At 38.4% G+C, this 16,189-nt stretch carries 13 protein-coding genes; 1 reads left to right on the top strand and 12 read right to left on the bottom strand.

Features of this window, described 5'->3' with window-relative positions:
• Nucleotides 1-3: 3 nt before the first annotated feature.
• From ACH11B_RS16905 to ACH11B_RS16855, 11 genes are all read right to left on the bottom strand, one after another.
• Complete coding sequence (locus ACH11B_RS16905) at nt 4-435, bottom strand: GtrA family protein (protein ID WP_130857364.1); 432 nt, start codon at nt 433-435, stop codon at nt 4-6.
• Nucleotides 419-1,174, bottom strand: coding sequence for a CDP-alcohol phosphatidyltransferase family protein (locus ACH11B_RS16900; protein WP_341273590.1), 756 nt, complete (start codon nt 1,172-1,174; stop codon nt 419-421). Before ACH11B_RS16900 ends, ACH11B_RS16905 begins: the two co-directional genes overlap by 17 nt.
• A gap of 75 nt (nt 1,175-1,249) precedes the next feature.
• Complete coding sequence (locus ACH11B_RS16895; RefSeq protein WP_013666295.1) at nt 1,250-1,882, bottom strand: sterol desaturase family protein; 633 nt, start codon at nt 1,880-1,882, stop codon at nt 1,250-1,252.
• Between the two features lie 87 nt (nt 1,883-1,969).
• A complete protein-coding gene (locus ACH11B_RS16890; RefSeq protein ID WP_130857363.1) occupies nt 1,970-4,546 on the bottom strand; it encodes a DUF5686 and carboxypeptidase-like regulatory domain-containing protein in 2,577 nt (858 codons plus the stop codon).
• 221 nt (nt 4,547-4,767) lie between these two features.
• Nucleotides 4,768-5,886, bottom strand: a complete 1,119-nt coding sequence (locus tag ACH11B_RS16885) for a hypothetical protein (protein WP_130857362.1) — start codon at nt 5,884-5,886, stop codon at nt 4,768-4,770.
• Between the two features lie 32 nt (nt 5,887-5,918).
• Nucleotides 5,919-7,124 carry a serine palmitoyltransferase gene (gene spt, locus ACH11B_RS16880; RefSeq protein ID WP_013666292.1) on the bottom strand — a complete coding sequence of 402 codons (1,206 nt, stop codon included), beginning with the start codon at nt 7,122-7,124 and terminating at the stop codon, nt 5,919-5,921.
• 47 nt (nt 7,125-7,171) lie between these two features.
• The gene (locus ACH11B_RS16875; protein ID WP_013666291.1) at nt 7,172-7,621 is read right to left on the bottom strand and encodes a MarR family winged helix-turn-helix transcriptional regulator; all 450 of its coding nucleotides are present in this window, start codon (nt 7,619-7,621) and stop codon (nt 7,172-7,174) included.
• A 496-nt stretch (nt 7,622-8,117) separates the two neighbouring features.
• Nucleotides 8,118-9,008, bottom strand: coding sequence for a helix-turn-helix domain-containing protein (locus ACH11B_RS16870; protein WP_013666290.1), 891 nt, complete (start codon nt 9,006-9,008; stop codon nt 8,118-8,120).
• A 42-nt stretch (nt 9,009-9,050) separates the two neighbouring features.
• Complete coding sequence (locus ACH11B_RS16865) at nt 9,051-9,641, bottom strand: LEA type 2 family protein (RefSeq protein ID WP_242627319.1); 591 nt, start codon at nt 9,639-9,641, stop codon at nt 9,051-9,053.
• A 98-nt stretch (nt 9,642-9,739) separates the two neighbouring features.
• Complete coding sequence (locus ACH11B_RS16860) at nt 9,740-11,524, bottom strand: chloride channel protein (protein WP_013666288.1); 1,785 nt, start codon at nt 11,522-11,524, stop codon at nt 9,740-9,742.
• A gap of 4 nt (nt 11,525-11,528) precedes the next feature.
• Nucleotides 11,529-14,231 carry an MGH1-like glycoside hydrolase domain-containing protein gene (locus ACH11B_RS16855; RefSeq protein ID WP_377609352.1) on the bottom strand — a complete coding sequence of 901 codons (2,703 nt, stop codon included), beginning with the start codon at nt 14,229-14,231 and terminating at the stop codon, nt 11,529-11,531.
• Between the two features lie 289 nt (nt 14,232-14,520).
• Between ACH11B_RS16855 and ACH11B_RS16850 the strand changes: the two genes are divergently transcribed.
• Nucleotides 14,521-15,717: a cysteine desulfurase family protein gene (locus ACH11B_RS16850; protein ID WP_130857358.1), complete on the top strand. Its 1,197-nt coding sequence runs from the start codon at nt 14,521-14,523 to the stop codon at nt 15,715-15,717.
• A gap of 16 nt (nt 15,718-15,733) precedes the next feature.
• Here ACH11B_RS16850 and ACH11B_RS16845 read toward each other — a convergent pair whose 3' ends face one another.
• Nucleotides 15,734-16,060 carry an iron-sulfur cluster assembly accessory protein gene (locus tag ACH11B_RS16845; protein ID WP_013666284.1) on the bottom strand — a complete coding sequence of 109 codons (327 nt, stop codon included), beginning with the start codon at nt 16,058-16,060 and terminating at the stop codon, nt 15,734-15,736.
• Between the last annotated feature and the right edge of the window lie 129 nt (nt 16,061-16,189).

The raw sequence follows: 16,189 nt of genomic DNA, 5'->3' as shown, positions 1-16,189 counted from the left end.
CATTTATCTGATCTGGTTATTAGGAGGCATTTTTTTAAAAATCCAATAACGCTGCAATGTGTAGTTAAAACCAATCGACACTAAGATATCTACTAACACCCGGCTCATCCTATAATCAATTTGCCCAATCTCGGTAACCAAAAAGGTGCCGGATGATTTCAACAGAATACTTCCACCTACCATCGAAGCAAACTTTAACAGTTGGATAAGTATTCCCTCATTTCTTGCCCTTGTTTCTTTTCCACTAAATGTCCAGTTTCGGTTGACTGTAAAATTAACAAGAGCGCCTATTATCCCACCAATAACAATCGAAATAGTATAATGTATGTACAATAATTCCGTACATAAAATCATCGCTCCATAATCGACCAAACCACCTAAAAAAGCCGAAAACTGAGCCTTAGCAAAGGTACAGAGACTACTTTTCCTTAACATTAGGGGAAGTGCTTTTTACCGCCCGTTCTGCTATATCACGGGTATCACCCAAACGCAGTAATTTTCTGGTATCAACGAGGTTAACAATAAATAAAATGACAACCACGAGAGCCGAAAACACGTTAACAGCTCCTGCATACAACACTTCCAAAAGAAAGATTAGGCTAATAATTCCTCTAATTTCCGTGGGCCCAACGGTACCTGCATCGATGGTATATTTATCCGTAATTTTATAGCGCAGTTGTGTTATAATCATCGCCCACCCATATAAGGCTACGAAAAAATAGGATAAAAGCTCATAGCCTTCTCCTAAATAAATAATAAAACCAAGCCCCATAATAACGGTATTGATCCAATCCATTATAATATCCAACGAGAATCCATACCATTTTCTCGGAATGTTACGATAATAAGCAATTCGGCCATCGAGTGAATCTCCAAACCAATTGACGAACAAACCGAGAACTCCTAATAAAAGATAAGAACGATCGAGGTAACTTGCAAGTACAAAACCTCCCAAAACCATTACCCCTCCAAGGAACCCAATACCAGTCAGTATATTAGGTGTTATAAAATTCGGGATCTTCGTAACTAAATAAGAGATCGCACGTTGCTCAACACTTCTTAGAAGGTTAGTACGCTTTCTATCTTTAAAAAGACTCGCTTTTTTTCGATTTTCTTCTTGCACCTGATCATGCTTTTTTCCAAGCATGTCATCAGTCGTTTTATTTCCTTTCATAAGTTCATATCAATCACACAATGCTCAAAAGCATTCATGAACGGCTGTTTTTAACAGTTGCAGGAAGTCGCTTAGCTATTTCGCCTTTTTTCTTTTTTCAAAATTAGAACCGAAAATGAAATCCCATAACGGAGAACTTACGCCATATCCTTTGTCGGCATCCTGGTAATGGTGCAGCATGTGGTGCTGTTTTATTCGTTTCATAATGCCGCTTTTGAAATTATAATGATGCATGGCATAGTGACCAATATCATAAAAAAGATATCCGACAATAAACCCGGGAAAAAACGCAGCCATCTGAATATTACTAAAGAACAACGTAAACAAGTAATATAGGGCCAAAGCAAGCGGAATACTAACGGATGGTGGCATTACCAATCTTAATTTATCCATCGGATAGTCATGATGCACACCATGAAAGATGAAATGCAGCCGTTCCATGATTTTTCCCTTAGGGGGCAAATGAAAAACGAAGCGGTGCATGACATACTCTGTAAATGTCCAAACAAATAGGCCGATAGCAAAATATCCTAAGTAAAATCCAATAGATACATTATAAGTCGCAAATGCTTTCCAAGAGAAATAAACAATAACCGGCACAAATAATATCAAAGGCACCGTAAAATGCACCTTTGTTAGCGGTTCAAGCAAGTTGCTCTTAAACATCCTTACTGATTCCTGCGAGTTAGAAACATAATTCTTTGCCATGATAATTCGCTTGATAATATAACTTATCGGTTCGTGTAAGAGCCGACAAGAATAGACAAAAATAAACAAAAAAGCGTCGTAAAACGATTAAAAATCAAATTTAACCCGCGCTCGTATACCCCATTCGGAAACATTTGGGTTTTCCAAATATGTAAATCTTCTAATTAAATCGACTCGAACCAATTTAAAGATATTAGCGATGCCGACACTTCCTTCAATATAAGGTTTACTTCCTAAGGTATACGTAATAGGTAAGCCGTTTTCATCCATTGAAAATTTATACACTGAATTGTTATAGTTCGGATTGTTTTCATTTCTTAAACCGCCCCACAACCCTTTAAAGCTGACTACCTCGCGCCACTTCAAGCGCTTAAGTAACGGAATCTTATTGAAAATAAAACCATTAAGATAATACTGTACATTAACAGCCGCATAATGATCACTCACAAACTCAAGGAAATTCATTAAGTTATAAGAATTCAATTGGTACGCATACGTCTGATTCGCCCGATGAATAGCTAAGAGCGGAAAAGGAATGTTCTCACCAAAAATATATCCACCTTCCAATGTGACATCAGAATAACCAAATTGCGATAAATAAACTCGTTTAAAGATATTGGCACTAAAGTTATGATAGTCATTAGTACTATTGAAAACGTTCTTTAAGCCCATATTATATCGCAGTGTGAATATTGGATATTTATTGAATATAGGGATACGATAAACCTTACCTTGATAGAATTGTTCGTTTGGAGCATAACGAAGCTCGACATTTACTTCCGATGATGTCAGTTCATTCACATTAACTAGATTGCCATTAGCATCTTCGCGCTGATAAATCAACACGCCCGCGGGGCGTTGACGCCAATGTGTAAAGCCGACTTTATAGGAAAATCTGCTTGGCAGCTCATGTACATATTCGAACTTTGCAATATCATTATAAAGCCATCTATTATTATCACCCCGTTTGAATGAGAGTAAGAAATTGTCTTCCTGGACAAATTGCAACTCCTGTCCCGGAATTTTGGTATCGTGTTGATAGCTCGCTTTGAAATAATGTAATGGAAAGGAATATACCGACTTGTTATTAAGTGAGTAAGTGGCACTCAAAAAATATTTCCATTTTTTATCCCGGAAACCGTAAGCGCCGTAAGTTTCAAAGAACATCCTTTTACTAAGATCCGTGGTAGTCCGACCGCCCAAGCGTAAACGGAACCCTTCCACCGGATTAAAGCTATAAAAGGTGCTTGCCGGTCCCATTTCAAACTTACCAAATGACTTATACCCTGCTAATAGCACGGTTCCCCAATCCATAATACGCCGAAACGACTTAATCGTTTGAAGGGTATCCACATTCTTGTATATACCGACTTCACGTAATTCAAGAGGCATATGGCGTACGCCTTTCCAATACTCTTCTGTAGTTTTCACCTCCGGATTATAGGCAATTTCTTCATCCGGGCCTTTGTAAATACTATCCGGTTGTGACTGCCCGATTAAATATTTTTGAAAAGATACAGTTCGCTCCCCTAATATACCACCTCCTTTATCTCCCAAAGCGAATTCCATTGTAAGTGTGCTTTTACTTAAATGATACCGACCGTCAGGATTTTTGCTATATTCAAGTTTTGCCTGTAAATCCCGCATAAAGTTTAGATTGATATCTTTATTTACCGTCAGGTAGGCATTCTGTACGGCATAATTACCATCTAACGTGATAAATAATTTCCCTTCAAACAACATATCTGCTTTATTGCGGGGCACGAAACTCAACTCGACTAACCATGGCTTTTCCGTTTTTACAGTATCGCTGATAAAGAACTTATAAAAAGTAGGGGAATTATTTGCGATAGGACTCAAAAACAAATTGGTTGTGATAGAAATATCGTTATCGTAAATATTGATATCCTCGTACAATCGATGCAGATAATTACTTACCCCATCATTATCAATAAAATGTGGGTCGAACTCTGCTTTCTTATCGGCAAGAATATACCGCTTTTTCTTATAAGGATTTTTACGGAAATAAATGTTTGACAATTTCTCTTCCATATAAGCAGGAAGCACGTTTTTCCCCCCAATGGCGTTAGAATCTTGCTCTGCGAATAAAAATTGATAATTTCTAAATATACGTTTTTCTTTAAATTTATCAGACAGATTACTTAATGCCATTGATAGTTTGCTGTATTCCTCAAATTGAACGAAATCATAATTTTCCATTTGATTCTCCTTCTTATGAGCGATTACCTGTCTTATCAGTTCAACTGCCGGATTATTTTTATTTCTATACCTACCTTTCTTGCCGGTAACAACCACTTCATTTAGCATTCTGGCATCCACTTTCATCTGGACATTTACGACTTGGTCCTCTCCTGGTTTAATATCTTTCTCTACCGTAACGTATCCTATATACGCAAATCTAAGTTTCGAATAATTACCGTCTATCTTGATACTAAAATGGCCTTCATCGTCAGCTGAAGTTCCAATCGTGGTTCCAGGTATTAAAATACTTACATAAGGAAGTGTTTCTTTTGTTGCAGCATCAGTTATCACACCGCGTACGATAGTCGTTTGCGCATGAACCTGCCAGCCAAGTAACACGAAAAAAAACAATAAACAAAAACGGGTATATTTTTTGTGGATCTTTGCGATATTTACTTTCACTTCTTAATTCAATTAGTTTAGATGTGTAACACCTAATTTACACTGCAAAATAAAGGATTTCATTTAAGACTATTGTGGTCAAAAAGTCAAAAATTGGAGCCTTCACAACAGAGATTCACTTATTTAACAAGAAAATAAAATACTATTTCTACATCTCTGTAAATCAGAACAAGCTTATGCAGAAAGATAAATTACCATCAAAGATGATAAAAGAATCAACGCTAAATTACTTTTTCAAATAAGCGATATCGCTTGTATTGTTGACCGTTTATTTGCTCAATAGCATGATTCATTAGGTAATTGTCTTCCAACATCCAGGAACATTCGGCGTACTCAACTTTCGTACCTTCGGCGTTCTTGATTAATGTTCCGTATAGGCAAGCTTCAATACCCATTTTGCGATAGCCGTCGATAACACCCAGTAATAATACACGTACACCTGTTACCTTTTTCAGCCCAAATAATAATTTAAAAATTCCTGTGGGAAAAAGCCGGCCACGTTTTATCTTAATCAATATTTGGTTGATATCCGGAATGCCTAGCGCAAATCCTACCATTTTATCTCCCTGCTCCGCAATAATGCAATATTTGGGGTCTAGAATTAATGACAAATCTTTTGCTAAAAAGTTGAACTCTTCATCAGTCATAGGCACAAAGCCGAGGTTCTTATCCCAAGCACTATTATAAAGCGCTTTAATCTTAGGAATTTCTCGCTTCAGATTTTTCTTGTCAATCTGTCTGATCTTTATATCGCTTCTTTTCAATCGGTTTTCCAACGCACCCAGCAATCGCACAGATCGGTCGTTCAAATTATTCCGAATAACAAGATAAGCTAATAAGTCCGTAAACTTTTTCAAGCCAGATGCCAGTAATAACTTTTCGTAGTATGACTTATTATAAGGCATCATAGCCACCGGTGGTCGATCAAACCCTTGCACCAAAAGTCCACAAGAGTCGTTGGTTGATAAGTTTATCGGCCCAATTAACCGGTTAGCTCCCTTTTCTTTAAGCCAAGCGATACTGTGTGATAACAGGGTGTCTACAACAACCTGATCATCTATGGCATCAAAAAAACCAAAGAAGCCATCATTCGCTTGTGTAAAGGCGTTATGATTTGTATTATAAATGGCAGCAATCCGCCCTACAATTCGCTCACCTTCGTAAGCCAAGAACAATTGGATAAATGAATGATCATGAAATGGGTGTTTCCCCGGCGTGAGCATGTCACGCTGGGCGATAAACAGTTCCGGCACATAGTTCTTGTCATTCTTGTATAAATCGTGAGGAAAATCTATAAAGGATTTTAATTGACTCTTGGACGAAACGTTAACTACCTTCATGTAAAATAAATGCTATACCTATCTTTTTGGTTTTATGCTATTTTAACGAACTCGCTGGTTAAAGTCTCACGATATGCCTTTGTTAACTTGCTAACTGCCTCATCGATTTGGTTGAAGGTATGTGAAGCCATCAAGGAAAATCGAATCAAAGAGTCTTGTGAAGCCACGGCAGGAGATACTACAGGATTAACAAAAACACCTGCTTCCTGCAATTTTTTCGTTATTAAGAATGTAGCATCATTGTCACGAATGTAAACCGGTAGAATGGGACTTTCTGTTTTCCCCAAGTCAAACCCGTTTTCCAACAATTGTCTTTTGGCATATTCGGTATTTTTCCAAAGGTTCTCAATATGTTCGGGTTCGGATTGAATGATTTCAAGAGCTGCTAAAACACTGGCTGCTGACGCTGGTGTCATACTAGCACTAAACATTAAGGACCGTGCTCGATGCTTCAAATACTCTATCGTGTTCGCATCACTTGCTAAAAAACCACCTAATGACGCTAGCGACTTACTGAAAGTTCCCATAATGACATCGACATCATCTGTCAGGCCAAAATGCGAAGCCGTTCCGGCGCCCGCTTCACCGATTACGCCTAAACCATGTGCATCATCTACCATTACTGCTGCATCGAATTCTTTTGCAATGGAAATCAATTCGGGAAGCTTGACGAAATCGCCCTCCATACTAAACACACCGTCAACAGCAATTAATTTAACAGCCTCTTCAGGTAATTGGCTTAATTTATTGCGTAAATCGGACATGTTATTATGTTTATACTTAATAACTTTAGAGAATGATAAACGGCTTCCATCTATAATAGAGGCATGATTACAATCATCTAAAATCAAATAATCGTTTCTTCCGGTTAAACACGAAAGAGCGCCAAGATTAGCCTGAAATCCAGTACTAAATAAAACAGCCCCTTCTTTACCTACGTAAGCAGCAAGTTTCGCTTCTAATTCCTCATGAATATCAAGCGTTCCGTTCAAAAAACGTGAGCCGGCACAGCCCGTGCCATATTTTGCGGTAGCCTTTTGAGCAGCTTCAATAATTTTTGGGTGGTTGGTTAATCCCAAATAAGAATTTGAGCCAAACATGAGTACTTTCTTCCCGTTGATGACGACTTCCGTGTCCTGTCCAGACTCGATCGGTCTGAAATAAGGATAGAGGCCTTTCTCTTTTATCACCGCCGCATCTTTAAAATCTGCTATACGCTTGTCAAAATTTCTGCTCATTTAATTGAAAATTTAAAACCCGAGGGTTCATCTACTTTTTAACACAGTTATATTATATGTATATTTTGCAGGTTATTCCCAATCGATTTAATTACCTGCATAAATCGATCATGCTCCGGGCTCTTCAAGCTATTGAACAAAACTTTTTCAAGATTCACTATTTTGTCTTTGATAAGTCTTGCCAAAGCACGCCCCTTGGGTGTAAGCATGACGCAATTTTTTCTTTTATCAGCTACATCTGTAGTTACTCGGACCAAATCTTCCTTTTCTAAATTGGAAATAGTCCGAAGTACCGACGATTTATCTCTCCCGATCTCATCTGCAATTTGCTGCTGCGGAAGCCCCTCCTCCGGTATACTAAACAAAACAGGCAGCTGTTCTATCCTCACTTCGATTCCTTGAGCTGACAAATATTGATTGGCTTTGTTTCGCAACAACTTACTCAGGTTATCGAGGTGGAATATGGCTAAATCATCATTATTTTTCACCTGATTCATCTATTATAAAAATCGTTTGTATGTCAACTAATAACGCCACAAATATCAATTCAATATTAAATTTAAAAAAGGTACATATGTCGCCAAAATTGGTCATTTTTTCTGTATAAAATCTGCTCTCATCTCAATCTTAAAGATGAAATTTATTTAAAAATCCTGCCTATTTTTAGGTTAAACCAACATTTTACAGCTATTCTTCATACAGCAACACGTCTAAAATTCTGTATTTTATTTCGCTGTAAGATTAGGTTATGTACATTGTTTTGTTAATATAAAATTAACAAAATCTTCGAAACTGCATAAAAATTTATTTTATATCAACGAAATATTCCTTAAACGTTAATATAATACACACTATTATTCGCTTATTTTCAACCAATTACAGACCAAAGCAATATAAAAGACTAAGATAAAGAGTATAGAGATAGGAAAAAGTTATCAACAAAAATAATCGTTGCGTTACCAACAAATTTGACATTAACATGAGTATTCTACATTAAGCGATCGTCTTCCTGTAGCTTGTTGGATTGACACCTGTGTACCTTTTAAAATATTTTCCGAAAAAAGACATATCACTGAAATTCAGAAAATCAGCTACTTCTATGACAGTTAGAGAGGGTATGCTCAATAAGCTCTTCGCTTCCATGATTACCATTTCCGCGATAATAGCGCTGGCAGTTTTGCCCGAAACATCTTTAGTAACTTCCGATAGGTACTTGGGTGTTATAAAAAGCTTTTTTGCATAAAAATCAACACTTCGTTCTTCCTTAAAGTTATCGGCTACCAACTTGGTAAAGCGAAGCATAATGTCTTCCTTTCGTGACACCTTTCGGTTCTTCTCTCTTATGTATTTCCTGTACAAAAAAGCATACTCATACATAAAGGTTAAAAAACTGTGCTTCACGACGGCATCGTTCATATTCGCATCTTCCGCATGATTGCGCAATAACATAACTTCAATTAAGTTATTTAGGATTTTGATCTCATGTAATGCCAGGTTATATAAGGGCATACCTGAAACGGATAGGTCGTATACATCCTGATGGAACTCTCTAATATTTGCATTAACCAAAAAAGACGATTTATACAGAATAGCATAAAATTTGCAGTCATCACTAATAGAAATCAACCGTTTGATCATATTGGGAGCAAATGCCAACAGATTGTTTTTTTCCAATCGAAAGTGCTGCAAGTTCAAATTAATATCTATAGATCCTTCATGGACCATTAATACAGCAAAGAAATCAGACTTAAAAGGATTAAAAATATCATAAGGCTTAAACTCCTTTGAACTTAACAGGCGTTTATTGATATGAAAAACAATAAATTCTCTAGAATCATCTTCAGAAAGATGGTGCGAAGTGATCTGAGGCGATTTCTTTTTCATATATACAGCGTAAGTCAGGCATCTCGTCTTTTCCGAAAAAAACTACAACAACAAGCTGCGGGTAACTTTTCTATCGAACGTTATCCAACCGGGATAATTTATTGTTTTATTCCCAATAGCAATAGTTGGTTTTAATTTTATGGTTAACACGCTTTCTTGCTTGGCATTTTTCCCTGAAATGAAATCTGATATTTCCTGCAATACCGATCCGTTGGAAAGCAAGCCATAAACATTGGCATCAATTAAAACCGGAACCTCCACTGATTCACCGGGTTTCACTTTTATTTGTTGATTAACCAGTCCGGTAGCTAATTCTTTGTCCTTCATAAGGAGTTGATATTGAAACTGATTAATCCCGGCTAAATTAGTGGTAGGATTAGTGATTTTCAAATGCAATATTCCCTTCAAAGGTATTTCTTTCCGTAACATACCCATCGCCACGCCGCCCATACTGCGGGTATCAATATTTCCCGACTGAAGCATTTTAACTATATCTGCACCTGCCAGAAAGACACTATCTACGCTTTTCACTTCATATTTACATTTTTCCAAAGCCTTAATTTGCTTGGCCTGTTGATTAATACCACATGAAACGAATATTGGAAGCAGTATCGCTAAAAATAACTTGTTCATTATAAAATTTCTTGTGTCACCTAACAGCAAAAGTAAGTTATTGGGATGACAATTAAGGTTAATATTTGTTAAACGGGATCGTAGAAAGACTTAAAGGGCTAATCTAAATAGGCTCCTTGCCTCACCAGCAAAGCTCTGTACTTATTAAAAATAGCAGATTTAGAAACAAATCCCATATAACGATCATTATCATCCAAGACAGGTAGGATCCAAATATCCTCCCGGTCCATTTTCCTCATAACATCATACATATTGGCGTTCATTCTTACCACATCTAGAGGAGCTTGAGCCAGCTCTTTCATCGTTTTATCCGTTACCTCCTCTCCCATCAGGATGCTAAATAAGCGTTCGCTGTATATGACGCCCAGTAATTTCCGATTTTCATCTACTACAGGAAAAATATTTCTTTTGGTATGAATGATATCTGACCGCCGATCTACCGGTTTTTCATCGGGATGTAATACAGTGAAGTTCGTTTCCAAGACATAGCGTAGTTTCATCATTCTCAAAACCGTTTTATCTTTATCTTCATGAGAAAGCCAATCACCGTGTATGGCTAAATTTTTTGTATAGATCGAATACTTAACTGTGGCACGATTAATAAAATAAGAAATAGCCGATACAATCATAAGAGGTACCATTAATGTATAGCCTCCCGTTATTTCAGCGATCAAGAAGATAGCCGTCAACGGTGCATGCATAATGCCACTTAAGGCGGCGGCCATACCGGCAACAATAAAATTGGCCTCTGTAAGATAAGTTAACCCCGTAAGATTGATACCGTGGGCAAAAACAAAACCCAGAAGTCCTCCCATAACCAAACTAGGTCCAAAAGTTCCGCCATTTCCTCCACTATTTAGCGTAATAAGTGTACCGAAAGATTTAGCAAAAACAGTTATAAGACTATAAACAATTACCATCCAGCCCACATGCTTATAATCAGAAAAGATACTGTTGGCCAGCAATGAATTGGCTTTACCAAGTAAAAGCTGCTGAATGGCGATGTATCCTTCTCCATATAAAGCGGGGAAGACAAATATTAACACCCCTAAACTAAGTCCTCCCAACCAAACTTTATGATAGGGATTCTTTACAGCGGAGAACCAAGTTTTAACCCAACCATCAACTTTGGTAAAATAAATGGAAAACAATCCAACCAGCCCGCCTAAAACTACATAAAAAAATAAGGCAGGCAGAACCCACTCATCGGATACCAAGTAAAATAATGGCTCACTATATAACACTCTCGATACTACCGATGCTGTTGCGGCAGCCATAAGTAAGGGGATAAAGGCGGGAATTGAAAACTCAGGCAATAGAATTTCTATTGCGAACACCATACCTGCAACAGGACTGTTAAAAGCCCCGGCTATACCTGCTGCAGCACCGCAGGCCAACAACATCGTTACTTCACGATAATTAAGTCCAAAAAACCGTGCAACATTGGATCCAATGGCCGAACCACTATAAGCAATAGGAGCCTCCAATCCTGCCGATCCGCCAAATCCCACGGTAAGAGCAGATGTGATGATTTGAGAGTACACATTATGGTTTTCAATCCGACTCGATTTTCTGGAAATGGCATACAGGATCGGTGTAATGCCATGCTCAAATTTTCCTCTACGAATAAAGCGACGAACGTAAATAACGGTTAGTAATATCCCAATGAGGGGGAAAAACAGGTATAGATAGTATTTATATTCCGACTGTACATCATTCTGTAGAAATGCAGCAATTCCGTGAGTGAGCGCTTTCAAACCAGAGGCGGCTAAACCACCAATTAGGCCGACAACGACCGCTAAAATCACCAAAAAATTCCGATTGGAAATTTTTTGAATACGCCATTGGTTGATTTTGTAAATAATACCCTTCCTTGCTTCCAAAATACTACTTTGTTTTTATTACTCTAATATAGTCAATGAATGCACTTCTTTTATGTATTCTTTTAACATTAGCAGCGTCATTGCTTGGCACAATAAGTTTTAGCGGCTGTTCTCCTTTATTTAACCTGGCAATCACTTTATTGCTAAAACCCCAATCAGACCACTCTCCACCTCCCCTTTGGGGGAAAACCACCCCTCCTAACGACTGTTTTACACTCTCCAGACTTGCTAGCGCACACGCTTCACCTGTTCCTATGTCTCCATTTCCATTCGCATAACGAAAGTCAATAGCGTAAAGGCCGGTATCCGCAACATTAACGATAAAGGTTAACGAATCGTTTGCAGGGAGCGCCAAATCGATGAAGCCTTTACCCGAATATCCCTTTACCTTTTTTTCTTTTGATATTTTTCCAAAACTTTCTATTTCAATTATTTGTGCTGCTTCAGGTGAATATACGGTATAGGGAGCGCTTGCAAATGATTCAACACCTGCGGAATCGACTGCGATTATTTGATATTCTGCAAACTCGTTTTGGTTGATGTTAATCTCGTTTTGATCAATTAATGTTTGTACTCTTCCGTTTTTGAGCACTTTATAATTGACAGCATCTTCAACGATACGCCATTTTAGCCTACCGTTATCATAACGAAGGGCAGGCATATCTATTGCAAAGTAATTGGGTGTTGTATGAATTTTTCCCTGCGGTATTTGATTGTCTCCCAATACAATTGTTAGCTTATGTTTTCCTTTGATATTTCCTGGAAGAAAGGCTTCTTTTAATTCATCGTCATCAAGTTTGATAGACGTAATGACATTACCGTAACCACTTAATGTAATATCTAAGCTTGCATTCCGATATTTAAATCCTGTTAGCTTTCTTTCTCCCCGTAGCTTTTTAGGTATATACGGACGTAATCGAAGTCCGTCGGGTTCAAATTGAAATCCGAAGAAGACTTGATAGATCAATCCCAGATTTCCCGCTAGACTACTTAAGGCTCCGTCCTCGTTGGCTAAAGTCGGTTCATAATTCCCGTTATCAGCTCTGAAGTTTGCCTTATTCGTAAGATACATCGCTGCCGCTCTATATATAGCCGCTAAACTGGCTAAGGCGGATTGTTCATTGTATATCTTCGCAGCAGCCATAGCGACATAACTTTGTACAAATGGCCAAATAGCATTATTCTGATAAGTTGGGATAAAAGTTGTCTGCGGATAAATGCAAGCTGCCCCAAATGGCAGAATAGGCATATTTTCCACCAGGACTTTCTGTCGTTCAACATCAGCAACATTGAATAAAATAGCCAAGGCATTCCCTAATGCATCCGATCGTTCCGAAGGGAGTTTGTTTACGCTGCCATACAGGTATTGTGCATAACGCGATTTATCATCTATCCAAAGGTGCCTATTTATATTGGTTTTTAAGCTGTCCGCCCAAATTTTATATTTACTACCCTCTTTGTTTTTCGACATCTGTCTAGCCATAGCAGAAAGACTACTTAAAGCGCCGTAGTGTATTGCATTCGTGCTTATGGCCATAGACTCATAAATATCGGTCGGTTGCATCCATTTCGGATAACTCTGCTCGCGCTGGTTTAAAAAACTAGACTCGCCGTGCATAAGTCCGCTATTGGCGTCGAAAACCAACAAACGGTCTTCTTCAACGATATTTTTTGCAATTCGATAGCAATTTTTCAACCAGCTTATATCACCGGTGACTTTGTAAACTTCCCAAGCCGCAATTACCCACAAAGCTCGGTCTGTTGAAATAGGGTATGCACCGCCCGTTCCCTCACTTTGTGCTAACTGCCCATCATGAATCTGTTGCATTAAATTCTTCTTTGCCAGTTCCGGTGCAATTGCTGCCAATGAAAGAATGATGCTATAATTAACATGATTCCAATTATTTGTGCTCCCCTTCTTTTTCAGTTGCAAAGTGCTATCTCCTTGCACTTTCTCCAGAAGCTCTTCTATCGCCATATTATGGAGCGCATCTAACAGTGGGTAAGGCGATGAGTAAATCGGAAATGAGCTGATATCTCGAGTTAATTTCCAAGTATTCTGATTACTTTTTCTATTAGAGTGGTTAAAGGTCAAAGTGATTTCATAGATATGATCTCCGTCATGGTCTTTCATTTCCAATTCAGGATGATTGACCAAATTATCAAAATCCCATAGAAGAGGTTTGATATTGCCAGCAACATAAACGCGGTTGAAATCTTCTTCATAAATTTTTAGCCCGTTAAAATTTGTATAAAATCCCTCTTTTTCAAATGCTGCAAAAATTTCCGTTAGGTCGAGCTTGATTTTCACTTTTGTCCCCGGAGCAAGGTAGGTTCGTGGAGGTATACTCGTTTCATCCTTATAGGGTTTACCAAATTTAACTGAAACAATCTTCTCTCCTGTTTCTTCAGGTAGAACAACAACGGAATGATAAATCCCCGAAGGAAGCTCATTATCTTTTCCGTTTATACTAAACTTAAAATTTATGCGCGGACTAAGCGTATCGTAGTACAGGCTTTTGTAGTTACTTACCAGTTCTGTCGGAGATATCGCCTTCGCTTCAAACGAACCCTGGACAACTCGATCTCCATACAGTGCAAAAGCCTCCGATTGGAAAATTTCGTTTTTATTGAAATTTTTACCACATGATAGTAAGGCAGATACGGTGGCAACAATAAAGGTAAGATACTTAGATCTTCTATTCATTTTATTATAATAGCTTGATTACCCAAGAGATGATGGCTCTAACGAAGAATGCCAGCGTAGGTAAGCAGATCTCAAAAATTTGCTGCAAACCTAAGTAAAATTCATGTACAATCAAACCCATCAAAATTTGTTAACTTTGTTTAGCATTGATTTCAATGTAGCGTTGAATAGCATTATTGAGACTAGCAAGCGCTCGTATTGAAAATCTGCTCTACAAATCAAAGAGCTTCTATCAATACAAGTCCTTATAAAAAAAGTTTTAAGAATATTCGATTACAGTACCTTACTTATGTTTAATATAAGCTCGGATTTCATCTACCTTGACTATTGCGCAACCACACCGGTTGACCCCTCTGTCCTACAGTTAATGCTGCCTTATTTCAGTGAAACCTACGGGAATGCCTCCAGCATATATCATCGCCTAGGAAGAAGATCTGCCGAAGCGGTTGAAATTGCCCGAGAACAGGTTGCAAAGCTGATCCACGCATCTCCTAAAGAAATCGTTTTCACATCGGGCGCTACGGAAGCAATTAATCAGGCGCTTAAGGGAATCTTATATTATTATCAACACATTGGTAAGCATATTATTACATGTTCCACGGAACATCCTGCCGTTTTAGATACCTGTACTTTTTTAAGCAATCAAGGTGCCGAAATTACGAAGTTGAAAACCGATCATCTTGGTAACATTTCAATAGATGAGCTGCATCAAGCCATAAGACGAGATACGATCTTAATATGCCTAATGTTTGCAAACAATGAAACAGGCGTAATTCACCCGATAGAACAGATTGGTACCATTGCAAGAAAACATAACATTCTATTTTTTTGCGACGCCACGCAAGCAGTGGGCAAAGTGCCGGTTAACGTTGTGGATCAAGGTATAGATATGTTGGCACTAAGTGCACACAAAATCTACGGCCCTAAAGGGGTCGGGGCTTTGTATATTAAGCGGCGAAATAACCCGATCCAAGTAGGGGCTCTTCTCCAGGGCGGAAAGCAGGAGAACAATCTCCGTGCGGGCACCTTAAATGTTCCAGGCATCGTTGGATTGGGTGCCGCAGCCGAAATGGCAGACCGCACCCAAAGAGAGGAATCTGAAAAATTAAAACAACTTCGGGATTACTTGGAAACTTCCTTGCTTACACTACCGGAAACATCAATAAATGGTGATAGCTTGAACCGGTTGCCCCATGTCTCTAATATCTGCTTTCGCTATATAAAAGGCACCGAAATCATGGCGCAACTACCGCAGCTCGCATTGTCGGCAGGCGCCGCTTGTGCCAGCGGAAGTAGAGAACCTTCTCATGTACTCCTGTCCATGGGACTGAAGAAAGAAGAAGCGGAAAGTGCTCTCCGTTTCAGCTTGGGAAGATTCACAACAAAACAACAGATCGATTATACGATCGACTCTGTACGAAGCACTGTAAGCAAATTGAGAACTGCTTCGCCGATTTGGAATATGCATGAAGCAGGTTTAATATAAGAAAATATATTATCAATTAGACTGAAAAGCTCTCACCACAAGCACAGGTGCGCGAGGCATTCGGATTAATAAAATTAAAACCTTTACCTGTTAACCCATCGCTATAGTCCAACTTTGTACCGGCCAGATAAAGAAAAGACTTAATATCCAATACAATTTTAACGCCCTTATCCTCGAAAGCTTGATCGCCCGTGCGTTCCTCATTATCAAAATCAAGCTTATAGGTAAGTCCTGAACAACCACCACTTTCCACAGCAACCCGCACAAAATATGATGCATCATACTTTTCCTCACGAAGAATCTCATTGATCCTATCTTTTGCCTTATCTGTAACAGTTATCATATCATTAAAATAAATATTTCATCAAATATCGCGAATCCCCCATAAAATAAAAAACCGATTGCCCAAGGCGAACGGAAAATGACAGGGATTAGACATCAGCTAAGCCTTTGTTAATAAACTAATACGATC

The sequence above is a fragment of the Olivibacter sp. EAT-5 genome, assembly GCF_044784325.1.
In the GTDB taxonomy this organism is placed as follows: Bacteria; Bacteroidota; Bacteroidia; order Sphingobacteriales; family Sphingobacteriaceae; genus Olivibacter; species Olivibacter oleidegradans.
This window is presented reverse-complemented; position numbering and strand designations above follow the sequence as displayed.